At 72.1% G+C, this 20768-nt stretch carries 20 protein-coding genes; 7 read left to right on the forward strand and 13 right to left on the reverse strand.

The annotated features are described in order from the left end of the window. Positions 1–39 precede the first annotated feature (39 nt). Positions 40–717: a CPBP family glutamic-type intramembrane protease gene (locus tag ACWEOZ_RS13400; protein WP_451910986.1), complete on the forward strand. Its 678-nt coding sequence runs from the start codon at positions 40–42 to the stop codon at positions 715–717. Here the strand turns inward: ACWEOZ_RS13400 and ACWEOZ_RS13405 are convergent. Next, positions 660–1526, reverse strand: coding sequence for an MBL fold metallo-hydrolase (locus ACWEOZ_RS13405; RefSeq protein WP_451910987.1), 867 nt, complete (start codon positions 1524–1526; stop codon positions 660–662). The genes ACWEOZ_RS13400 and ACWEOZ_RS13405 overlap by 58 nt on opposite strands. A 42-nt stretch (positions 1527–1568) precedes the next feature. Then, positions 1569–2420, reverse strand: a complete 852-nt coding sequence (locus ACWEOZ_RS13410) for an EamA family transporter (protein WP_451910988.1) — start codon at positions 2418–2420, stop codon at positions 1569–1571. An 83-nt stretch (positions 2421–2503) separates the two neighbouring features. On the opposite strand from ACWEOZ_RS13410, the gene pdxR reads away from it, so the two are divergent. Continuing rightward, a complete protein-coding gene (gene pdxR / locus ACWEOZ_RS13415) occupies positions 2504–3967 on the forward strand; it encodes a MocR-like pyridoxine biosynthesis transcription factor PdxR (protein WP_451910989.1) in 1464 nt (487 codons plus the stop codon). Between the two features lie 19 nt (positions 3968–3986). Here pdxR and ACWEOZ_RS13420 read toward each other — a convergent pair whose 3' ends face one another. Further along, on the reverse strand, positions 3987–4964 hold the full coding sequence (locus ACWEOZ_RS13420; RefSeq protein ID WP_451910990.1) for a LysR family transcriptional regulator: 978 nt from the start codon (positions 4962–4964) through the stop codon (positions 3987–3989). A 222-nt stretch (positions 4965–5186) separates the two neighbouring features. Here ACWEOZ_RS13420 and ACWEOZ_RS13425 point away from each other — a divergent pair, with 222 nt between their 5' ends. Beyond that, positions 5187–6107, forward strand: coding sequence for a sulfite exporter TauE/SafE family protein (locus tag ACWEOZ_RS13425; protein ID WP_451910991.1), 921 nt, complete (start codon positions 5187–5189; stop codon positions 6105–6107). Between the two features lie 6 nt (positions 6108–6113). On the opposite strand, the gene ACWEOZ_RS13430 is transcribed toward ACWEOZ_RS13425, so the two are convergent. Then, the gene (locus ACWEOZ_RS13430) at positions 6114–6281 is read right to left on the reverse strand and encodes a hypothetical protein (RefSeq protein ID WP_451910992.1); all 168 of its coding nucleotides are present in this window, start codon (positions 6279–6281) and stop codon (positions 6114–6116) included. A 139-nt stretch (positions 6282–6420) separates the two neighbouring features. Next, positions 6421–7851 (reverse strand): argininosuccinate lyase, encoded by a 1431-nt coding sequence (gene argH, locus ACWEOZ_RS13435; protein ID WP_451910993.1) that lies wholly within the window; start codon positions 7849–7851, stop codon positions 6421–6423. Positions 7852–7901: 50 nt separating this feature from the next. On the opposite strand from argH, the gene dapE reads away from it, so the two are divergent. Beyond that, positions 7902–8969 carry a succinyl-diaminopimelate desuccinylase gene (dapE, locus tag ACWEOZ_RS13440; protein WP_451910994.1) on the forward strand — a complete coding sequence of 356 codons (1068 nt, stop codon included), beginning with the start codon at positions 7902–7904 and terminating at the stop codon, positions 8967–8969. 53 nt (positions 8970–9022) lie between these two features. On the opposite strand, the gene ACWEOZ_RS13445 is transcribed toward dapE, so the two are convergent. The 8 genes from ACWEOZ_RS13445 to argC form a co-directional block, all read right to left on the reverse strand. Beyond that, entirely contained in the window at positions 9023–10267 is a 1245-nt protein-coding gene (locus ACWEOZ_RS13445) for an argininosuccinate synthase (protein WP_451910995.1), read from the reverse strand. 30 nt (positions 10268–10297) lie between these two features. After that, complete coding sequence (locus ACWEOZ_RS13450; RefSeq protein ID WP_451910996.1) at positions 10298–11176, reverse strand: hypothetical protein; 879 nt, start codon at positions 11174–11176, stop codon at positions 10298–10300. Then, positions 11173–11670: an arginine repressor gene (locus ACWEOZ_RS13455; RefSeq protein ID WP_451910997.1), complete on the reverse strand. Its 498-nt coding sequence runs from the start codon at positions 11668–11670 to the stop codon at positions 11173–11175. Before ACWEOZ_RS13455 ends, ACWEOZ_RS13450 begins: the two co-directional genes overlap by 4 nt. Next, on the reverse strand, positions 11667–12590 hold the full coding sequence (gene argF / locus ACWEOZ_RS13460; RefSeq protein ID WP_451910998.1) for an ornithine carbamoyltransferase: 924 nt from the start codon (positions 12588–12590) through the stop codon (positions 11667–11669). Before argF ends, ACWEOZ_RS13455 begins: the two co-directional genes overlap by 4 nt. Before the next feature lie 85 nt (positions 12591–12675). Beyond that, the gene (locus tag ACWEOZ_RS13465; protein ID WP_451910999.1) at positions 12676–13833 is read right to left on the reverse strand and encodes an acetylornithine transaminase; all 1158 of its coding nucleotides are present in this window, start codon (positions 13831–13833) and stop codon (positions 12676–12678) included. Continuing rightward, the gene (gene argB, locus ACWEOZ_RS13470) at positions 13830–14720 is read right to left on the reverse strand and encodes an acetylglutamate kinase (RefSeq protein WP_451911000.1); all 891 of its coding nucleotides are present in this window, start codon (positions 14718–14720) and stop codon (positions 13830–13832) included. The genes ACWEOZ_RS13465 and argB overlap by 4 nt, the downstream gene beginning before the upstream one ends. Continuing rightward, positions 14717–15889, reverse strand: coding sequence for a bifunctional glutamate N-acetyltransferase/amino-acid acetyltransferase ArgJ (gene argJ / locus ACWEOZ_RS13475; RefSeq protein ID WP_451911001.1), 1173 nt, complete (start codon positions 15887–15889; stop codon positions 14717–14719). The genes argB and argJ overlap by 4 nt, the downstream gene beginning before the upstream one ends. Next, entirely contained in the window at positions 15886–16887 is a 1002-nt protein-coding gene (gene argC, locus ACWEOZ_RS13480; protein WP_451911002.1) for an N-acetyl-gamma-glutamyl-phosphate reductase, read from the reverse strand. The genes argJ and argC overlap by 4 nt, the downstream gene beginning before the upstream one ends. A 440-nt stretch (positions 16888–17327) precedes the next feature. On the opposite strand from argC, the gene ACWEOZ_RS13485 reads away from it, so the two are divergent. The 3 genes from ACWEOZ_RS13485 (at position 17328) to ACWEOZ_RS13495 (ending at position 20504) form a co-directional block, all read left to right on the forward strand. Then, a complete protein-coding gene (locus ACWEOZ_RS13485) occupies positions 17328–17798 on the forward strand; it encodes a hypothetical protein (protein ID WP_451911003.1) in 471 nt (156 codons plus the stop codon). Positions 17799–17843: 45 nt separating this feature from the next. Next, positions 17844–18077: a hypothetical protein gene (locus tag ACWEOZ_RS13490; protein WP_451911004.1), complete on the forward strand. Its 234-nt coding sequence runs from the start codon at positions 17844–17846 to the stop codon at positions 18075–18077. 144 nt (positions 18078–18221) lie between these two features. Further along, the gene (locus ACWEOZ_RS13495; protein WP_451911005.1) at positions 18222–20504 is read left to right on the forward strand and encodes an exo-beta-d-1,3/1,6-glucosidase; all 2283 of its coding nucleotides are present in this window, start codon (positions 18222–18224) and stop codon (positions 20502–20504) included. The last annotated feature ends 264 nt before the right edge of the window (positions 20505–20768 follow it).

Consider the following 20768-nt stretch of genomic DNA (forward strand, 5'->3'; position numbering starts at 1 on the left):
GGCCATGCGTTCGTGGTGCGGGCCGGAGACCGTGCGGGCATGACGCGGGCATACCGGTGGCGGCTCGCCACGGAGTTCGGGTTGCTCTTCGTCGTGGTGGTCGGGGCGTACCTCGTCCTCGACGTACCGGGTGGTCCCATTCCACCGCTGGTCGTGGCCGGCATTCTCGCCGCGCTGGCTCTGCGTCGCGACCCCGGCTTCGACCGTCGCAGGCTGTGGAACGCCGCCGCGCTCCGGCCGGCGCTGCTGAGTGTGCTGCTGCTGTGGGCGGCGGTGTCGGTGGCGGCGACGGCCGGCGTGGCCCTCGCTGCTCCCGACCGCCTCTTCGACATGCCGCGCCGGGAGACCGCACTGTGGCTGGCGGTCGTCCTGCTGTACCCGTTGCTTTCGGTGTATCCGCAGGAGTTGCTGTACCGAGCCTACCTGCTGCACCGGTTCGCCCCGCTGCTCGGCACGGGCCGCGGTGCCGCCGCGGTGAGCGCGGCCGTGTTCAGCTTCGCGCACCTGCTGTTCGGCAACGTCCTGGCGGTCGCCGCGACGCTGGTGGGCGGCTGGCTCTTCGCCCGCCGGTACCAGCGGACGCGGTCCCTGCTGGTGACGTCGGTGGAGCACGCTCTGTACGGCATCACGATCTTCACCATTGGCCTGGGCCGGTTCTTCTACCACGGCACCGAGGTGGTCTGTCCATGGACGTCGGTGACGAGGCGTTGTTGCTGAGCCCGGGCGAACCGTTCGCGTTGCCCTGCGTGTATGTCGCTCACCCATTCCCAGCCCGGCTGGGCCGATGAGCCGATCCGCGGGTCGTCGGGAACATCCCCGTCGCGCAGGGCACGTACGTACGCACGGTCCTGGTCGATCCTTGCCCTTACCTGATCACCTCGGCCGACGGAGCCGTGACCCGGGATGACGACATCGACGGCGTCCGCCACGTCTTCGAGCAGGCGCAGCCCGGCGAGGTATTCCTCGATCGGGTCGTTGGTGCGGTTCACGTCGCCGAGCATCGGAATGAGGACATCCGACAGCATGTCGCCGGCGACGAGAACTCCGCGTTCCTCGATCAACAGCGCCGCGTGGCCCGGGGCATGAGCCGGGTGCTCGATGATCCGGACCCGCGGGCCATCCCATGGAATCCACGCGGTTTCGGCGGGCAGGCCGGTGATGAGGCCGAACAGGTCCAGCGGTGTCTCCTCGGCGATCTCCGGTGGCAACCTCTCGGCGACGCGGGCCTTCCAGCCCGCGTTCGACCGCAGCTGTCGCATATCAGCCGCACAACGGGCCGTGCCGTACCGAGGCGCTTGGCCGAATTCGGCATGCCAGAGCACGTGATCCCAATCAGGATGCGTCGCGAAGCCCGCCACGACGGGTCGGCCCGACTCGGACAGGTCGTTCGCCAGGCAGGCCATTTCGGAGCCCGTTATCCCGGGGTCGATGAGCAACACGCCCGCCCGGCCCTGCACGACAACCGTGTTGTTCTGGATCAACTCGCTCCGGTGGACCAGCACGCCCTCAGCAACCTGCGTCAGCATGGGGCTCCTCCTTGCTTTCGTTCATTCGTGGTGTGTCCTGGCTCAGCCGAGAGCCAGGGTGGCTACGGCGAGAATGCAGACCCCGATACCCGTTCGTTGTGCGGTGCCGATCCGCTCTCCGAGTACGCCGGCGGCGAGCAGGACGGTGACGGCCGGGTAGAGGGAGGCAAGGACGCCGGCGAGGCCGAGGCTGGTCGTTCCGGCGGCGAGAATGAAGGCGAGGGTGCCGAAGGTGCCGAGCACGCCGGAGGCGCTGCCCCAGCCGACCACGCCTGCGCCCATGCCGCGGCGGGGGCGCCATGGCTGTCCGAGGCTGGTGGCGGCGACCATGGTCAGGATCGCGCCGACCAGTTGGTTGGCGGCAAGTGGCAGCACACCGGCGGCTGCGGAGATCTGGTCAAGTGCGACGAACAGGACTCCGAAGCCCACGCCCGCGATGGCTCCGTCGATGAGCGCTTCCCGGGTACTGGCCGGTCGGTCCGACGTGGTGTCTCGGGAGACCAACCAGATCCCTGGAAGTGCGGCCAGCACGCCGACCCAGACCAGCCGGCTGGGACGGTCACCGAGGGCTACGCTCACCAGCACGGGCAGGACCGCGGCCCCGACCGCCGAGATCGGCGCCACCAGGCCCATCCGGCCGCGGGCGAGCCCGCGGAACAGGAAGATGCTGCCGGTCGCCGAGCCGGCTCCGGCCAGGATCGCCCAGGCGAAGTCCGCCATGACGGGATTGCCCGGCCGCATCAGGCCGGCCATGAGCATGACCAGCGCGCCGGCGGCCTGCCCGACCAGGACGACCTGCCATGAGGAGTGCCGGTGCGACCCCACACCGCCGATGAAGTCCGCGGCGCCGTAGGCGAGAGCCGACGAGAGCGCCAGCAGGATTCCGAGGTTCATGGCACTTAGCCTGGGGCTGATGCGGTCCACTATGAAGGTCCACTCGCGGAGCCGAGGAGTGGACCATTTGGTGTACTGGTGGCATGACGGTGGACTGGGCCCGCGGTGGCCCCGACCTTCTGGTGGCGCTGGACCGCGACGCCGGTCCGCTCGGAATTCAGCTCCAACACCAGTTGCGGGCGGCGATCCGCGACCGACGGCTGGGCGCCGGCGAGCGCTTGCCGTCGACGCGACGACTGGCCGAGCTGCTCGGCGTGTCCCGCGGCACGGTCGTCGATGCCTACGAGCAGTTGCTGGCCGAGGGATACGTGGAGTCCGCGGTCGGCTCCGGGACCCGGGTGGCCGCCCTGCCGTCCACTCTGCCGGAGGCCGGGCCGGCCCGGCGAGCGCTCGGCGTCCCCTCGGGCTCACCCCCGTCGGTCCGGCCGGCCGAGGTCGACTTCGAGTACGGCATCCCCGACCTCGGCTCGGTGCCGCTTACCGACTGGAGTTGGGCGGTGTCGGAGGCGACGCGGACCCTGCCGACCGCCGAGTTGGGTGACGAGGACCCGGCCGGTTCGCGGCACCTGCGGGAGGTCGTCGCCGCCTACCACCGTCGCGTTCGCTCGGGCTGCGCGGTCGCCGAGGAAGCCGTCATCGTCTCCGGCTTCCGGCAGGGACTGACTTTCGCCCTCGCGACGCTGGCCCAGCACGGCATCAAGCGCATCGCACTGGAGGATCCCGGTCCCCGGGAGCACGACGTCATCGCCCTCCGCGCCGGCCTGGACCCCGTGCCGGTCCCCGTCGACGACTACGGCCTGGACGTGGGCCGCCTGCGCGAGACCGGGGCACGAGCGGTGTTGTTGACACCGGCCCACCAGTGCCCCACCGGCGTCGCGCTCGGTCCGTCGCGGCGACGGGACCTGGCGGCCTGGGCGGACGAGGTCGACGGGGTCATCCTCGAGGACGACTACGACGCCGAGTTCCGATACGACCGCCAGCCGGTCGGCTCACTCCAGGGCCTCAACCCGGATCGCGTGATCGCTCTGGGATCGGTCAGCAAGACGCTCGCACCGGCGATCCGGCTGGGCTGGGTGCTCGCGCCCGCCCGGTTCGTGGCCGGGATCGTCGAGGAGAAGCGGCTCAGCAGTCGCGGCGCCCCCGGCCTGGACCAGGAAGCGCTCGCGCTGCTCATGGAAACCGGCCGTTTCGACCGCCACCTGCGACGCGTGCGGGAGATCTACCACGCCCGCCGGGACGTGCTGGCAGCCGAAGCCGAACTCGCCTTCGGGCCCGGACGGTTGCACGGGCTGGCGGCCGGCTGCCACGCCCAGCTGCGCCTCCCCGACGAGAGCTCCGAACGCGCCGTCGTGGCGACCGCGGCGGCCATGGGCGTCCGAGTCAACGGACTCGCCCATTACCGGTTCGCGTCCGCGGGCACGGAAACCGAGCCACGCCCGCCCGCTCTGGTACTCGGCTTCGGCAACGTCAGCGAACTCCAGATCCGCCGCGGCATCCGCACCCTCGCCGAAGCCGTCCGGCACGACCGACTTCGACACACGCCTTAGGGCAGGACGGGCCTGGCGCTCAACTGGCGCGATCGCGGGCCGCGTCGCACCAGCCCAGCTCGGCGGCGAGGGCGCGGGCGGTCGCGACCAGCTCGATCGCCCACCGGGACGGATGGTGGGCCCGCCACAGCATCGACCACGGGTAACGCGGCACCGACGCGTCGAGCGGGCGCCAGACCAGCTCGGCGGACACGCCGGCCGTCGACTCCGGGGTGCAGAGCACACAGCGGCCCTGCAGCACCAGGTCCACGGCCGCGCGCAGCGTCTGCACGCTGCCGGTGAACAGGGTCGGGAAGAAGCCCGCGGACCGGCAGACCTCCGCGACGAAGCCGTTGAACTCGGGCGCCTGGTCCTCGTCGGCGAGCAGCAGCGTCTCGCCCCGCAGGTCGCTGACCGGGACGTGGGTCAGGGCGGCGTACGGGTGCCCGGCCGGGACCAGCACGCCCAGCGGATCAAGCCGGAAGATCTCCGCGGCGATCTCCGGCGCCGCCCCCGGCAGCCGCCCGATGCCCACGTCGAGCCGGCCGTCGGCGAGCAGCCGGCACTGCTCGGGCACGCCCGCGAGCACCTGGTGGATCTCCAGCTCGGGATGGCGGGCCTGCACCGCGCGCAGCACCGGCCGGACGGCGTCGTAGCCCTCGTCGAGCAGCCCGACCCGCAGAGTCGGCGCGGCGAGCGCCATGCCCTGGGCCAGCACGGCGGCCCGGTCGACGTGCTCGAGGATCTGCCGGGCCTCGATCAGGAAGCGGGCGCCGGCCGGGGTGAGGGCGACGTGCCGGGTGGTGCGGTCGACCAGCAGCACGCCGACCGCGCGTTCGAGGCGTTGCACCTGGGCGCTGAGCGCCGAGGGGACGATGTGCTCGCGGGCGGCGGCCCGGCCGAAGTGCAGTTCCTCGGCGAGGGTGACGAAATACCGCATTTGACGCAGCTCGATGCGGTTGCCGCCGACCGTGTCGGAGACGGCGCGGAGAGCGGAGTGCCGGGGCAGGGTGCTCATGGTGCGACCTCCTCGATGACCCCGCTCATCCCATCGATACGTCCCTCGCAGTGTTATCGCTAACATTGATGTAGTCAAGGCGTAACAGAGCGGCAACATGAACCCCGGCAGGCCGTTGTTAGCGGTCACATCACCGGTCACGTCACCCGATCGGCGTTCCAATAGTTGATATAGTCGACCGAGTTAGTAGACAAGGCAGGGATTCTCGCCGAGACTCGACCGATGGATCTCACCCTGGCGTTCGCCGGACTCGGCGTCGGCATCGTGGTCGGACTCACCGGCATGGGCGGCGGCGCCCTGATGACCCCCGTCCTGGTCCTGGTCTTCGGTGTCCCGCCGGTCGCCGCGGTCTCCAGCGACCTGGCGGCCAGCGCGGTGATGAAGCCGTTCGGCGGCTGGGTGCACGCCCGCCGCGGCACCGTGAACTGGCGCCTCGTCCGCTGGCTCTGCGCCGGCAGTGTCCCCAGCGCCTTCCTCGGGGTCCTGCTGCTGCGCCTGCTCGGCGACGACGCGACCGTGCAGCACACGATCAAGATCGCCCTCGGCGGCGCGCTGCTGCTGGCCGCGGCCGGCATGCTGCTCAAGGCCTGGGTGACCCGCCACCAGCGCGGCGACGGCCCGGCCGAGCCGATCACGGTACGCCCGATCCCGACTCTGCTGGTCGGCGTGGGCGGCGGGCTGATCGTGGGCCTGACCTCGGTGGGCTCCGGCTCCCTGATCATCGTGGCCCTGCTGGCGCTGTACCCGAAACTGCGCGCCAACGACCTGGTCGGCACCGACCTGATCCAGGCCATCCCGCTGGTGATCTCGGCGGCGGTGGGCCACGCCCTCTTCGGCGACCTGCAGCTGGACATCGCGGGCGCGGTGCTGATCGGCTCGATCCCGGGCGTCCTGCTGGGCGCGCGGATCTCGTCGCGGGCGCCGGGCGGCATCGTCCGGGCGGCGCTGGTGATCGTGCTGCTGGCGAGCGCGCTGAAGCTGCTGGACGTGCCGACCATGGCGGTCGGAGCGATCACCGCCACCGCGATCCTCGTAGCCGTCGGTCTGGCGATCTGGCGCCGGATGCACCGGCCGGCCCCCACCGGGCCCAGCCGGCAGGAGCCGGCAGCGGACGAGCACCAGGAGAGTGTGAGCGCCCGCTGAGCTTCGCTACTCGTAGACGGAACGCTCGTCGGCCACGATGCCGATGGTCAGGATGACTGCGGCGATCACCACCGGCCACAGGACCGCCCCGGTGAAACTACCGACGGCGCTGTCCGCGTGGGCCCACCGTTGATGCCACTGGCCGAGGCCGTGAGCGAACCGGTCTCTGCGCACCCGGCCACCGTAACGGGGACGGCCCGGGTGTGCTTCAGCCCGGCGGTCGCCCGCCGGGCTGGAGCCTCACCCAGCCGCGTCGTGGTGGCGTGCGACGGTGTTGCGGTTGAGGAAGCCGCCGCGCGTACCGGAAAAAGAACTACCGCGGCACCACACTCTCGATGGACCATTCCCGCCAGCCGTCCAGTTTGTCGGAGGCCGTCTGGAGCTGGTCGGAGACCGGGCCCGGGCCCGTCGAGCCCGCCGTCGTCCGGGCCGCCAGGGCCGAGCGGACGCTGAGCACCTCGCGCACCGACGGGTCGAGGTGCTCGCTGACCGTCTTCAGGTCCTCGTCCGAGACGTCCTCCAGCTCGCATTCGCGGGCCGCGCACAGCGCCACCAGGCGGCCGGTGATCTCGTGGGCGTCGCGGAACGGGACGTGCTTGCGGACCAGCCAGTCCGCCACCTCGGTGGCCAGGGAGAAGCCGATCGGGGCGGCCGCGGCGAGGCGGTCCACCCGGACCGTCATCGTCGAGATCATTCCGGCCAGCGCGGGGAGCAGCAGCTGGAGCGTGTCGATCGCGTCGAACGCCGGTTCCTTGTCCTCCTGCATGTCGCGGTCGTAGGTCAGCGGCAGGCCCTTGAGCATGGTCAGCACCGCGACCAGGCCGCCGATGAGCCGGCCCGCCTTGCCGCGGGCCAGCTCCGCGATGTCCGCGTTCTTCTTCTGCGGCATGATCGACGAGCCGGTGGCGAACGCGTCGTCGAGGATCACCCAGCCGAACTCCTGCGAGGTCCAGAGGACCACCTCCTCGCCGAGGCGGGACAGGTGCACGCCGATCAGGCCGGTGATGAAGAGGAACTCGGCCACGAAGTCGCGGTCCGACACCGCGTCCATCGAGTTCTGCGCCGGGGCCTTGAAGCCCAGCTCCTTGGCCACCGCGCCCGGGTCCAGCGGCAGCGACGAGCCGGCCAGCGCGCCCGAGCCCAGCGGCGAGATGGCCGTCCGGTCGTCCCAGTCGCGCAGCCGGTCCAGGTCGCGCAGCAGCGGCTGGACGTGGGCCAGCAGCCAGTGCCCGAAGCTCACCGGCTGGGCGTGCTGCAGGTGGGTCATGCCCGGCGCGGGCGTGTCGAGGTGCCGGCCGGCCTGCTCCAGCAGCGCGTCGGCCAGCTCGACCACCGCGGCGGCCACCCCGCGGGCGTGGTCGCGCAGGTACATCCGCAGGTCGGTGGCGACCTGATCGTTGCGGGACCGGCCGGCCCGCAGCTTGCCGCCCAGGGTGCCGAGGCGTTCCAGCAGGCCGCGTTCCAGCGCGGTGTGCACGTCCTCGTCCTCGACGGTCGGGCGGAACTCCCCCGCCGCGCACGCCGACTCCAGATCGTCCAGCGCGGCCAGCATCCGGCCGAGCTCGTCCGCGTCGAGCAGGCCCGCGCCGGCCAGGACGCGGGCGTGGGCCCGCGAGGCCGCGATGTCGTACGGGGCCAGGCGCCAGTCGAAATGCACGCTCACGCTCAGCCGGGCCAGGGCCTCCGCCGGTCCGCCGGCGAAACGGCCACCCCACAGCCTGGTCGGACCTTCGGTCTCCGGCACGCGCTCACTCCTTCAATTCGGTTCGGGTGACCCACGATAGGGTCCGTCCCATGACGCTCGACCTGCACGATGATGTTGTCTCATTGACCCGCGCGCTCTGCGACATCCCCTCGGTCAGCGGCGACGAGGGCCCCCTCGCCGACGCCGTGGAGGCCTCCCTGCGCAAACTGGGCCACCTCGAGGTGCTGCGCGACGGCGACGCCCTGGTGGCGCGCACGAACCTGGGCCGGGACAAGCGGATCGTGCTCGCCGGGCACCTGGACACCGTACCGATCAAGGACAATCTTCCCACCTGGACCACCGGCGAGGGCGACGCCCAGCTCCTGCACGGGCGCGGCACCTGTGACATGAAGGCCGGCCTGGCCACCCAGCTGCGCATCGCCGCGACCGTCACCGAGCCGCGGCACGACCTCACCTTCGTCTGCTACGACAACGAGGAGGTCGCCTCGGTCCGCAACGGGCTCGGCCGGCTCGTGCGCAACCACCCCGACTGGCTGGCCGGTGACTTCGCCATCCTGGGCGAGCCCTCCAACAGCGGGGTCGAGGGCGGCTGCCAGGGCACCATGCGGGTGCGGATCACCCTGCGGGGCAAGGCCGCGCACACCGCCCGGGCCTGGCGCGGGGTCAACGCGATCCACGCCGCCGCCCCGGTGCTGGCCATCCTCAACGCCTACGAGCCGCGACGCCCGTTCGTCGACGGCCTGCAGTACCACGAGGGCCTCAACGCGGTGAACATCCAGGGCGGCATCGCCGGCAACGTCCTGCCCGACGAGTGCGTCATCGACATCAACCACCGGTTCGCCCCGGACCGCAGCATCGCCGAGGCCTACGCGTACCTGCAGGAGGTCTTCGCCGGCTACGAGCTGGAGATCCGCGACCAGGCCCCGGGCGCGCGCCCCGGCCTGGACCAGCCCGCGGCCGCCGAGTTCCTGGCCGTGGTGGGCAAGGAGCCGGCGCCGAAGTTCGGCTGGACGGACGTGGCCCGCTTCGCCGAACTCGGCATTCCGGCGGTCAACTACGCCCCGGGCGACCCGCTGCTGGCCCACACCGACGAGGAGTACGTGCCGGTCGCGGAGATCCGCGAATGCGAGCGGGTCCTGGCCGCTTGGCTCTGCTGAATGGCCTCGCTCCGCTCGGCGGGCACTGCGCCCGGGGTTACGCCGCGGGATGGTCATTTGTCTTGAGGGCCGGCGTTTTTCTGGATGGCGCCGGGGATGGCGTACATGTGGGCGAAGGCGCGGGCCTGCTCGCCGCTCCACAGCGACGAGCCGTAGCCGTAGACCACGCCCTGCCGGGTGGCCGCGTCCAGCAGGCTGTACGGGCTGCGGCTGCCCAGCGGGATCACGTTGCCCTTCTGCAGCCGGATCCGCACCTCGCCGGTGACCCGGGTCTGGCTGGAGTCGAGGAACGCCCGGAAGTCGTCCAGGATCGGGTCGTAGTAGACGGCCTCGTGCAGCAGGTCGCCGTACGTGTTGCCGAGCTGGAGCTTGGTGGCCTGCTGCCGGTTGCTCAGGGTGAGGCGTTCCAGCTCCCGGTGCGCCGCGATCAGGGTGAGCATGCCGGGGGCCTCGAAGCCGACCCGGGCCAGGTTGCCGACCATGGTCGAGCCCATGTGGATGCCCCGGCCGACGCCGTGCTCGGCGGCCAGCGTGTTCAGCGAGCGCAGGATCGCGTAGTTCGGCGCGTCCGGGCCGGTGCCCTCGATCGGGGTGCCGTCGAGCGTGGTCGCCGAGGTGACCTCGCCCTTGTCGAAGGCCAGGATCAGCTCGATGCCGTCCTCAGGAGCGTCCTTGATGGACTTGGTGCTCTCCCAGGCCTCCTCGGGCAGGTAGTCCCACGAGCCGTAGGTCTCCTTGCCGCCGATCGAGGTGCCGATCAGACCCTCGTTGATCGAGTACGTGGTGACCTTGTCGCTGGTCTCGAAGCCGTGCTGCCGCAGGAAGTCCCGCTCGAACTCGCGGGTCAGCCGCTCGTCGCGGATCGGGGTGATGATCTCCAGCTGCGGGGCCAGTGCGCGGATCACCGAGTCGTAACGCACGTGGTCGGCGCCGGCGCCGGTGGAGCCGTGGGCGATCGCGTCGGCCCCGTTGTCCAGCGCGCACTGCACGACCTTCTCGGCCTGGACCAGCCGCTCCGCGCCGACGCAGGACGGGTAGCCGCCGTTGCGCAGGTAGTTCGCCTTGATCGCGTACGTGACCACGCGCGCGTACAGCTCCTCGCGGGCGTCGATGACGAAGTGCCGCGCCGAGCCCAGCTCCTCCGCCCGGGCCCGGACGACGTCGCCCTCGCCGCTGTGCAGGCCGCCGGTGTCGATGTTGGCGGTGAGCACCTCCCAGCCCTGCTCGCGCAGGGACACCAGGGCGTACGAGGTGTCGAGACCACCGGAGAAGGCGAGGACGATCTTGCGCTTGGACATCAGGACTTCCTTAATCAGGGCACAGGCTTATCAGGACGCGGGGATCTCGAGGATGGGCACGTACGTCCGGCCCTCCTGGACGAGGTGGCCGGGGGCGAGCACGTAGTACGTGCACTCGCGGGCCTCGATGGCCTTCTGCATGGCCCGCTGCCGCTCGTAGTCGAACGGGTCGAGCAGGAACGTCGGCTCCGGCTCGGGCCCGGTGACCGGCACGGTGAAGTCGTTCTCGTAGACGAACGAGCCGGGCGAGGTGTGGAACGGCACGGTCGCCACCATGATGCGCAGCCGGCCGAAACGGGTGTGCACCCGCAGGGCGCTGTTGTCGTACTGGGTGACACCGTCGAGCTTCTGCGCCTGGTACGCCGACAGCGCCAGCGCCTTGAGCGCCTTGCCCAGCCCGACGCTGGTCCACAGCGACCACAGCGACCAGCCCACCCAGGTGCCCGGGGCCGCACTGGGCGCGGCGCAGTAGCCGGCGATCGGGATCGGGCCGTTGTAGTCGCTCTGTTTGGCCTTGTCGAACACCGCCCGCATGTGGCGCTTGGCGTCCTCGTCGAAGGCGCTGGTCTCCAGCACCTCGGTGAACGACGACTGCGGCAGCGCGGCGATGACCGCGGCCGAGGGCATCAGGATCAGGTCGACCATCACCCACTGCGGCATCGGGATGCCCCGGTCGCCGAACGCGATGCCGTTCATCACGTTGAACAGGTTGAGGAACGCACCGGTGTCCCAGCCCTTGTCCTCGGTGGTGTCGGTGAAGTCGAGCCAGCTCAGCTTGTGGCCGTACGGGGCCTCGTTGAGGAACGGCCGCAGCGACTCGTTGGACGCCAGATAGAACTCCAGCCCGTGGTTCAGGAGCTTCTGCATGTTGTCGGCGAAGCCGGGGAAGTGTGCCTCGACGGCGGTCATGGTTGGCTCCCTTCGGGGTCGGCACGGCTCCAGGCCGTGAGCTTCTCGGCGAGCGCGGCGCCCGGCCCGTCGCCGGAGTCGCGGGCCACCACGAGGATGGTGTCGTCGCCGGCGATGGTGCCGACGACGTCGGGCAAGCCCGAGCGGTCCAGGGCGCTGGCCAGGAACTGCGCCGCCCCCGGCGGCACCCGCAGCACCACCAGGTTGCCGCTGACGTCGACCGAGTTGAGCAGTTCGCGCAGCAGCCGGATCAGCCGGGCCGGAGCCTGCTCGACCGGGCGCAGGGCGGGCAGCCCGTCCTCGGGGATGACGTAGACCCCGCCGACCTTGACCGCCCGCAGCTCCTCCAGGTCGCGCGACAGCGTCGCCTGGGTGACCTGGACGCCGTCGACGGCCAGCAGGTCGGCCAGCTCGGTCTGCGACCGCACGGCCTTGTCCCGCACCAGATCAACGATCCGCGCGTGCCGCGCAGCCCGCGTGCCCGGCCCGGTCATTGCTGGTCCAGAAGCCAGGTGAGCAGGGCCTTCTGGGCGTGCAGGCGGTTCTCAGCCTGGTCGAAGACCGCGCTCTGCGCGCCGTCCATCACCTCGTCGGTGATCTCCTCGCCGCGGTGCGCCGGCAGGCAGTGCAGCACGATCGCGTCGGGCGCGGCCGCGGCCAGCAGGTCCTTGTTGATCTGGTACGGCCGGAACGGCGTGTGCCGGTCGATCCCGTCGTGCTCCATGCCCATCGACGTCCACGCGTCGGTGGCCAGCACGTGCGCGCCGGTGGCCGCTTCGCGCGGGTCCCGCAGCACGGCGACGGAACCGCCGGTGCCGGCCGCGATCTCCGCCGCCCGGGCCACCACGGCCGGGTCCGGGTCGAAGCCCTCGGGACCGGCGACCCGTACGTGCAGGCCCGCGGTCGCGCCGGCCAGCAGGTACGAGTGGGCCATGTTGTTGGCGGCGTCGCCCACGTAGGTCAGCGTGCGCCCGGCCGTGGCGCCCAGCCGCTCGCGGATCGTCTGCAGGTCGGCCAGCAGCTGGCAGGGGTGGAAGCCGTCGGTGAGCGCGTTGACCACCGGCACGTGCACATCGGAGGCCAGCTCGGCCAGCCGCTCGTCGCCGGAGGTGCGGAACACGATCGCGGACACGTACCGGGAGACGACCCGGCCCGCGTCCAGCAGCGACTCGCCGCGGCCGAAGTGGGTGGCCTGGGTGTCCACCACGATGGCGTTGCCGCCCAGCTCGGGGATGCCGGTCTCGAACGACAGCCGGGTGCGCAGGCTGACCTTGTCGAAGAAGACGGCGACCGACCGCGGCCCCTCCAGCGGCCGGTACGCGAACCGGTCGGCCTTCATCGCGGCGGCCAGGTCGAGCACCGCGCTCTGCTCGGCGGGCGACAGATCGTCGTCCCGCAGGAAGTGCCTCGTCATGGCTGAGCTCCCTTTGTCGTGCCCTTCTGGCCCTCGCGGGTACGGCGGTCGACCAGCGCCGGCAAGCGACGCTCGGTGCAGGCGGTCACGACAGAGCCTCCCCCAGCGCCGCGACGAACGCCTCGGCCTGCTCGGTGGTCAGGATCAGCGGCGGGGCGAGCCGGATCACGTCGGGCTGGATCGGGTTGACCAGGAAGCCGGCCTCCTGCAGGGACTTCGCCAGCGCGGCGGACGTCGGCGCGGTGAGCTCGATGCCGAGCAGCAGCCCGGCGCCCCGGACCCCGGCGATCGCCGGGCTGTGCAGACCCTCGACGCCCCGCCGGATCAGCTCGCCGACCCGCTTGACGTGATCGAGCAGGCCCTCACCGGCGATGGTCCGGATGACGGCCAGGCCGGCCGCGCAGCTGACCGGGTTGCCACCGAAGGTGGTGCCGTGCGAGCCGGGCCCGAACAGCTCCCCGGCTTTGCCGAAGGCGATGCAGGCGCCCAGCGGCAGGCCGCCGCCGAGCCCCTTGGCCAGCGTCACGACGTCGGGCTCGACGCCCTCGCTCTGGTGGTGGAACCAGTGCCCGGTGCGCCCGATGCCGGTCTGCACCTCATCGAGCACCAGCAGGGTGCCGGTGGCGGTGCAGATCTCCCGGGCCGCGGCCAGGTAACCGGGCGGCGGCACGACCACGCCCATCTCACCCTGGATCGGCTCGAGGATGAGCATGGCGGTCTGCGTCGTGACGGCCGCGCGGAGGGCTTCGGCATCCCCGTACGGGACGTGGGTGACCTCTCCCGGCAGCGGCCGGAACGGCTCCCGCTTGCCGGGCTGGCCGGTCAGGGCGAGCGCCCCCATCGTGCGGCCGTGGAAGCCGCCCTCGGTGGCGACCACGTGGGTGCGGCCGGTGAGCCGGGACAGCTTGAACGCGGCCTCGTTGGCCTCCGCGCCCGAGTTGCTGAAGATGACCCGGCCGGGGCGCCCGGCCAGGGCCAGCAGCAGCTCGGCCAGGGCCAGCGGCGGCTCGGCGATGTAGAGGTTGGAGACGTGGCCCAGGGTGGCGACCTGCTGGGAGACCGCGGCGACGATGGCCGGGTGGGCGTGACCCAGGGCGTTCACCGCGATGCCGCCGAGCAGGTCGACGTACTCCTTGCCGTCCTCGCCGACCACGACGGCGCCGGAGCCGCTGATCAGACCCAGCGACGGCGTTCCGTAGTTGTTCATCATGCTCTGCGACCACCGGTCCGACAATGAGGTCATGCCGGACTCTCCTGTTGCTTCGCTGCGCTCACGACCATCGTGCCGAATCCTTCCGAAGTGAACACTTCGAGCAGCGTCGAGTGCGGCACGCGGCCGTCGACCACGTGCGCCGCGGGGACGCCGCCCTGCACCGCCCGCAGGCACGCCTCCATCTTCGGCACCATGCCGGACTGGAGGCTGGGCAGCAGCTTCTCCAGGGCGTCGGTGTCGATCTGCGAGGTGAGCGAGGAGGTGTCGGGCCAGTTGGTGTAGAGGCCGGGCACGTCGGTGAGCACGACCAGCTTGCGGGCGCCGAGCGCGACGGCCAGGGCGGCCGCGGCGGTGTCGGCGTTGACGTTGTGCACCAGGCCGTCGGCGTCGGGCGCGACGGTGGCGACGACCGGGATGCGCCCGGCGGCGATCAGGTCGTCCACGGCCGAGGTGTCGACCTGCGCGACGTCACCGACCTGGCCGATGTCGACCGGCTCACCGTCGACCACCGCGTGCCGGCGCACGGCGGTGAACAGCCGGGCGTCCTCACCGGACAGACCGACGGCGAACGGGCCGTGCTCGTTGATCAGGCCGACCAGCTCACGGCCGACCTGGCCGACCAGCACCATCCGCACGACGTCCATCGCCTCGGGGGTGGTGACCCGCAGGCCGCCACGGAACTCGCTCTCGATGCCGAGCTTGCCGAGCATCGAGGAGATCTGCGGGCCGCCGCCGTGCACCACGACCGGCTTGATTCCGGCGTACCGCAGGAAGACCATGTCGGCGGCGAAGGCCCGCTGCAGCTCGGGGTCGATCATCGCGTTGCCGCCGTACTTGATGACGACGGTGGTGCCGTGGAACCGTTCCAGCCAGGGCAGGGCCTCGATCAGGATGGCGGCCTTGTCGGAGGCGTTCACGAGCTGTACGCCGAGTTCTCGTGGACGTACGCATGCGACAGGTCGGTGGTGCGGATCGTCGCGCTCATCTCACCCTCGTGCAGGTGCACGGTGATGGTCACGTCCCGCCCGCTCAGGTCCACCTTGGACCGGTCCTCGGCGGCGGCCCCGCCCCGGCACACCCACACGCCGTTGACGGCGACGTCGATGCGGTCCGGCGCGAACGCCGCGGCCGTGGTGCCGACCGCGGCCAGGATCCGGCCCCAGTTCGGGTCGTTGCCGAACAGTGCGGTCTTGACCAGGTTGTTGCGGGCGACCGTACGGCCGACCTCGACCGCGTCGGCCTCGCTGGCCGCGCCCTGCACGTCGATGGCGATGTGCTTGGTGGCGCCCTCGGCGTCGTCGATCAGCTGCCGGGCCAGGTCGTCGCAGACGGTGGTGACCGCGGCGGTCAGCTCCTCCTGGGTCGGCTGGACGTCGGAGGCGCCGCTGGCCAGCAGCAGCACGGTGTCGTTGGTGGACATGCAGCCGTCGGCGTCGATCCGGTCGAAGGTCAGCCGGGTCGCCTCGCGCAGCGCGGTGTCCAGCGCCTCGGAGCCGGCGACCGCGTCGGTGGTGAGCACGACCAGCATGGTGGCCAGGGCGGGGGCGAGCATGCCGGCGCCCTTGGCGATGCCGCCGACCGACCAGCCCTCCCCGTGCGCGACCGCGTTCTTGGCCACGGTGTCCGTGGTCATGATGGCGCTCGCGGCGGCCGGGCCGCCGTCCGGCTTCAGCGCCTTGACCGCGGCGGTCACGCCGGGCAGCAGCTTGTCCATCGGCAGCAGCTCGCCGATCAGGCCGGTCGAGCACACCGCGATGTCCCCGGCCCCGACCAGCAGCGGTTTCGGCCCGCCGCGCAGCACGGCGGCGGTGTGCTCGGCGGTGGCGTGGGTGTCCCGGAAGCCCTGCGTGCCGGTGCAGGCGTTGGCGCCGCCGGAGTTGAGCACGACGGCCCGGACGACACCGCCCTTGAGCACCTGCTGGCTCCACATCACGGGCGCGGCCTTGACCCGGTTGGCGGTGAAGACACCGGCCACGGTGGCGTCGGGCCCGTCGTTGACGACGAGCGCCACGTCGGGACCGCCGCCGGTCTTCAGCCCCGCGGCGACGCCGCTGGCCCGGAACCCCTTGGGGGTGGTGATCGTCACGGAGCGACTCCGAATACCGTCAGGCCCGCGGTCTCCGGCAGGCCGAGCATGAGGTTGGCGCACTGCACGGCCTGGCCCGCGGCGCCCTTGCCGAGATTGTCCAGAGCACTGACGACGACGATCCGCCCGGAGTCGACGTCGAGAGTGGCCTGCAGGTGGCAGGAGTTGGAGCCGGCCGTGGCCGCGGTGTGCGGCCAGGTGCCGGCCGGCAGGACGTGCACGAACGGCTCGTCGGCATAGGCGGCCTGGAGCACGGCCCGCGGGTCGGCGTCACCGAGCGGCCGGGCCGTGACCGTGGCGAGGATGCCACGCGGCATCGGCGCCAGCACCGGGGTCATCGACAGCGAGGTCGCGCCGGTGGCCTGCTTGATCTCGGGGACGTGCTGGTGCGCGCCCACCTTGTAGGGCGACAGGTCACCCATCACCTCACTGGCCAGCAGGTTGACCTTGGCGGACCGGCCGGCCCCGGACGTGCCGGAGGAGGCGACCACCACGACGTCGGCGGGATCGGCGGCCCCGGCGGCGATCAGCGGGGCCAGCGCGAGGGCGATGGTGGCCGCGTAGCAGCCGGTGTTGGCCACCCGCTCGCTGGCGGCGATGGCGGCCCGGTGCCCGGGCAGCTCCGGCAGGCCGTAGGTCCAGGTGCCGGCGTGCGTGCCGCCGTAGTAGCGGCCCCAGGCGCCGGCGTCGTGCAGCCGGAAGTCGGCGCCCAGATCGACGATCCTGACCCCGGCGGGCAGCTGGGCGGCCAGCGCCGCCGACTGCCCGTGGGGCAGGGCCAGGAAGACCAGATCAGCGTCGGCCAGGGTCTCCGCGTCGGTCGCGCCGAGGACCAGATCCAGGCCCGCGAGCTGCGGGTGTACGGCGGCCACGGGCGTTCCCGCCTGACTGTGTGCCGTGGCGGCGACGAGGTCGAACTCGGGGTGCCCGGCGATCAGGCGCAGCAGCTCGCCCCCGGCGTACCCACTCGCCCCGGCGACAGCGACCCTGATTCCCATACTTACCTCCGCATGACTATGCAGAGGACGGTATCAACGCGCAGAGCCAGGAAGCAACCTCGAATGGTGGCGCTCTCACCCGATCAGGTGCGGCCGGAGCGCGGCGTCGCGGACGAGCAGCACGCCGATGATCGCCAGCAGCCGGCCCAGCGCCCCGTCCAGGCGCGGGGACATTCATGCACTGACCAGCCGCAACGGCGTCTCGATCCGACTGCTGAACGCTTGACGCACCCCGAGCAGCAGCAGCGCGGGCAGCACCGTCACGACGACCTACCCGGTGAGCAGCGCCACTCGTACGGGCGAGCCCACGTCCGCCGCCGTCAGCAGGCCGATGGCCGCGAGGTACGGCACCATCGACAGGACCTCGATGCCCGCGGCGGGCCTCCAGGACCGGACGTGCGGTCCGGCGGGCGAGCCGGGCCGGCCGCTATCGTGCCCCGGTGAGGTCCACTGTGCGCATACGTCAGGTCCTGGCCGTCGGTGCGGTCCTGGCCGCGCTCGCCGGCTGCGGCTCCGCCCAGCCTGCCGGTGCACCGGGAGGGCCGCCACCCGGCGGCTCGCCACCGCCCGGTGGTCCTCCACCCGGTGGCCCGCCGCCGGGTGGGCCGCCGCCCGGCGGTCCGCCCCCGCCCGGAATGCTGCCGCCGCCGGACCGGGCGACCGCCGAGGCCTACGTCGCCGACCTGCGGCGCATCGACCCGGCCATCGTCGGCGACGGCGACATCCGCCGGCTCGTCGACCGCGGCCTGAACCAGTGCGCCGGCGTCCAGCAGTGGCCGGACGATCAGGCCAAGCTGGTGGCGCTGACCGACCAGCGCTTCACCGCGCCGGACCACCCGGACGGCTTCGGCGAGGCCACGGCCGCCCGGATCCTCGAGGTCGTGCGCAAGCGGATCTGCCCCGCGTACTGAAGCGCCGGTGGACGGGCGGCGACGCGGGCGGGTATGACTGCAGCCATGGCTGACAAGGAACTCGCCCGCATCCGGGAGACCGCCCTGGCGTACGCCGAGGCCGTCCGCACCACCCAGCGCTTCTTCGACCGCGTCGAGGACCTCGACGACCCGTCCGTGCAGGCCGAGTACGCGAACCTCGCCCAGCGCGAGAAGGAGGCCGCCGGGGCCCGCCTGGACGCCATCGACGCGGCCGGGATCGAGGTCCCGAGCGTGGACAGCAGCGACAACGACGCCTGACCGTACGCACGGGTTCACCAGAGGTAGCGCCCGTTTCCGGTACGGATTGACCGAAGATACGACCCCTGGGGTCGCCGGTACCGGTTCCGGGCTGTGCGACACTTCCGGACGCTTACCGATGTGTTGCGTTTCGGAGGAAACCTCGTGGCCGCTGCGGACCCGTACCGTGATCCCTCGCTCCCCGTCGGGCAGCGGGTCGAGGATCTGCTCGGCCGGATGACCCTGGCCGAGAAGGTCGGCCAGATGCTGCAGCTCGACGCGCGGGGCGATCTCAAGGACGCGGTCAGCACCCGGCTCGCCGGCTCGATCCTGCACGCCTCCCCGCAACGCATGCTGGAGGCGATCGACCTCGCCGCCGGCACCCGGCTCGGCATCCCGCTGATCACCGCCGAGGACTGCATCCACGGCCACGGCTTCTGGCCCGGCGCCACGGTCTTCCCGACCCAGCTCGCCATGGCCGCCAGCTGGGACGCCGACCTGGTCGAGCGGGTGGCCCGGACCACCGCGATCGAGGTCTCGGCGACCGGCATCCACTGGACCTTCTCCCCCGTGCTGTGCATCACCCGGGACCTGCGCTGGGGCCGGGTGGACGAGACCTTCGGCGAGGACCCGTTCCTGATCGGTGAGCTCGGCGCCGCGATGGTCCGCGGCTACCAGGGCGACGGCCTGACCGACCCGACCGCCGTGCTGGCCTCGGCCAAGCACTTCGCGGGCTATTCCGAGACCCAGGGCGGGCGCGACGCCAGCGAGGCCGACCTGAGCCCGCGCAAGCTGCGGTCGTGGTTCCTGCCGCCGTTCGAGCGGGTGGCCCGCGAGGGCTGCGCCACCTTCATGCTCGGCTACCAGTCGATGGACGGCGTGCCCATCACGCTCAACCGGTGGTTGCTCAACGACGTGCTCAAGCAGGAGTGGGGCTTCACCGGCACGCTGGTCACCGACTGGGACAACGTCGGCCGGATGGTCTGGGAGCAGAAGGTCTGCGCCGACCTCGTCGACGCCGCCGCGCAGGCCGTCCGGGCCGGCAACGACCTGGTGATGACCACCCCGGGCTTCTTCGAGGGCGCGCAGACCGCCGTCGAGCAGGGCCGGATCAGCGAGGACGAGATCGACGCGGCGGTCCGGCGGATCCTGCGGCTGAAGTTCGAGTTCGGTCTCTTCGAGAACCCGCGGGCCCCCGACGCGGCCCGGCAGGCGGCCGTGATCGGGCACCGCGACCACGCCGCGCTCAACCTCGAGATCGCCCGCCGCTCGCTGGTGCTGCTGCGCAACGACGGCACGCTGCCGCTGGCCGGTGGCCTGGTCGCCGACGCGGACGGGCGGGCCTCGGGGGCCACCGGCGCGCGGACCGTCGCGGTCATCGGCCCCAACGCGGACGCCCCGCAGTCGCAACTGGGCGACTGGGCCGGCGCCTCCGGGCAGGTCGACTGGATGCCCGACGGCCAGCCCCGCGAGCTGATCGAGACCGTGCTCGACGGCTTCCGCCGGGTCGCCCCGGCCGGCTGGACGATCACCACCGCGCTCGGGGCCGAGATCGAGCGGCTGGTGCCGGACCCGGCCGGTGCGACGTACCCGGACGGGCAGCCGCGGCCGCCGATCTCCGAGCCCGCCACCGCCGACCCCGCGCTCATCGCCGAGGCGGTGGCCGCCGCGCGCGCCGCCGACTACGCGGTCGTGGTGGTCGGCGACACCGTCGCGCTGACCGGCGAGAGCAAGTCCACCGCGACGCTGGAGCTGCAGGGCGGGCAGATCGCGCTGCTGGACGCGCTCGCCGAGCTCGACACCCCGGTGGTGCTGGTGCTGCTGAACTCCAAGCCGGCCGCGCTGCCGCCGTCCGCGCTGGCCTCGGCCGCGATCGTGCAGGCCTTCAACCCGGGCATGCGCGGCGGCCGGGCGCTGGCCGAGCTGCTGTTCGGGCTGGTCGAGCCGACCGGGCGGATGCCGCTGTCGGCGGCCCGGCACGTCGGCCAGCAGCCGGTCTACTACAACCAGATCCGCGGGCAGCACGGCACCCGCTACGCGGACCTGACCCAGGACCCGCTGTTCGCCTTCGGCGAGGGCATGAGCTACACCACCGTCGAGTACGCGGACCTGACGATCGCCCAGCCCCAGGTGAGCGCCGACGGCACGGTCCGGGCGAGTGTCCGGCTCACCAACTCGGGCACCCGGCCGGCGCTGGAGACAGTGCAGGCGTACATCAGCGACCTCGTCACCAGTGTCACCTGGGCGGCGCGGGAGCTGAAGGCGTACCGGCAGGTCCTGGTGCCGGCGGGCGAGAGCGTCACGGTCGGCCTCGAGCTGGCCGCGGCCGACTGCTCGCTGGTCACCGCGGACGCCCGCCGGGTTGTCGAGCCCGGCGACTTCGACCTGCTGGTGGGGCCCAGCTCGCGCCCGGAGAGCCTGCTCAGCGCCCGCTTCCGCATCGGCTGACGGCCTGGCACCGGGGTTCTATGCTGCCGTGATGGCAGCGTGTCCCGAGCTGACCGTCGCGCGCCGCCCGCGGCGCGTCGAGGGTTTCTTCGGGGTAACCCCGAGGGCGCAGGATTGACCACCGCAGCGCATCGCCGGCGCGTCTCTGCGCTTCGCGCAGCTAGGCGCAGGCACGACCGGGCATCGTCGGGGCACGCTGCCACCACCACTCTCCGGCGGGACGCGACGGCGCTGGCCGACGCTCTGCTGACCACGTCGTGGCGG

It is taken from the genome of Actinoplanes sp. NPDC004185, from assembly GCF_053603475.1.

What these genes read in the sequence shown, in the direction of transcription:
- ACWEOZ_RS13400 (WP_451910986.1), top strand. Translation starts at nt 40, where the DNA reads ATGACGCGGGCATACCGGTGGCGGCTCGCCACGGAGTTCGGGTTGCTC.
- ACWEOZ_RS13405 (WP_451910987.1), bottom strand. Translation starts at nt 1,526, where the DNA reads ATGCTGACGCAGGTTGCTGAGGGCGTGCTGGTCCACCGGAGCGAGTTG.
- ACWEOZ_RS13410 (WP_451910988.1), bottom strand. Translation starts at nt 2,420, where the DNA reads ATGAACCTCGGAATCCTGCTGGCGCTCTCGTCGGCTCTCGCCTACGGC.
- pdxR (WP_451910989.1), top strand. Translation starts at nt 2,504, where the DNA reads ATGACGGTGGACTGGGCCCGCGGTGGCCCCGACCTTCTGGTGGCGCTG.
- ACWEOZ_RS13420 (WP_451910990.1), bottom strand. Translation starts at nt 4,964, where the DNA reads ATGAGCACCCTGCCCCGGCACTCCGCTCTCCGCGCCGTCTCCGACACG.
- ACWEOZ_RS13425 (WP_451910991.1), top strand. Translation starts at nt 5,187, where the DNA reads ATGGATCTCACCCTGGCGTTCGCCGGACTCGGCGTCGGCATCGTGGTC.
- dapE (WP_451910994.1), top strand. Translation starts at nt 7,902, where the DNA reads ATGACGCTCGACCTGCACGATGATGTTGTCTCATTGACCCGCGCGCTC.
- ACWEOZ_RS13445 (WP_451910995.1), bottom strand. Translation starts at nt 10,267, where the DNA reads ATGTCCAAGCGCAAGATCGTCCTCGCCTTCTCCGGTGGTCTCGACACC.
- ACWEOZ_RS13450 (WP_451910996.1), bottom strand. Translation starts at nt 11,176, where the DNA reads ATGACCGCCGTCGAGGCACACTTCCCCGGCTTCGCCGACAACATGCAG.
- ACWEOZ_RS13455 (WP_451910997.1), bottom strand. Translation starts at nt 11,670, where the DNA reads ATGACCGGGCCGGGCACGCGGGCTGCGCGGCACGCGCGGATCGTTGAT.
- argF (WP_451910998.1), bottom strand. Translation starts at nt 12,590, where the DNA reads ATGACGAGGCACTTCCTGCGGGACGACGATCTGTCGCCCGCCGAGCAG.
- ACWEOZ_RS13465 (WP_451910999.1), bottom strand. Translation starts at nt 13,833, where the DNA reads ATGACCTCATTGTCGGACCGGTGGTCGCAGAGCATGATGAACAACTAC.
- argC (WP_451911002.1), bottom strand. Translation starts at nt 16,887, where the DNA reads ATGGGAATCAGGGTCGCTGTCGCCGGGGCGAGTGGGTACGCCGGGGGC.
- ACWEOZ_RS13490 (WP_451911004.1), top strand. Translation starts at nt 17,844, where the DNA reads ATGGCTGACAAGGAACTCGCCCGCATCCGGGAGACCGCCCTGGCGTAC.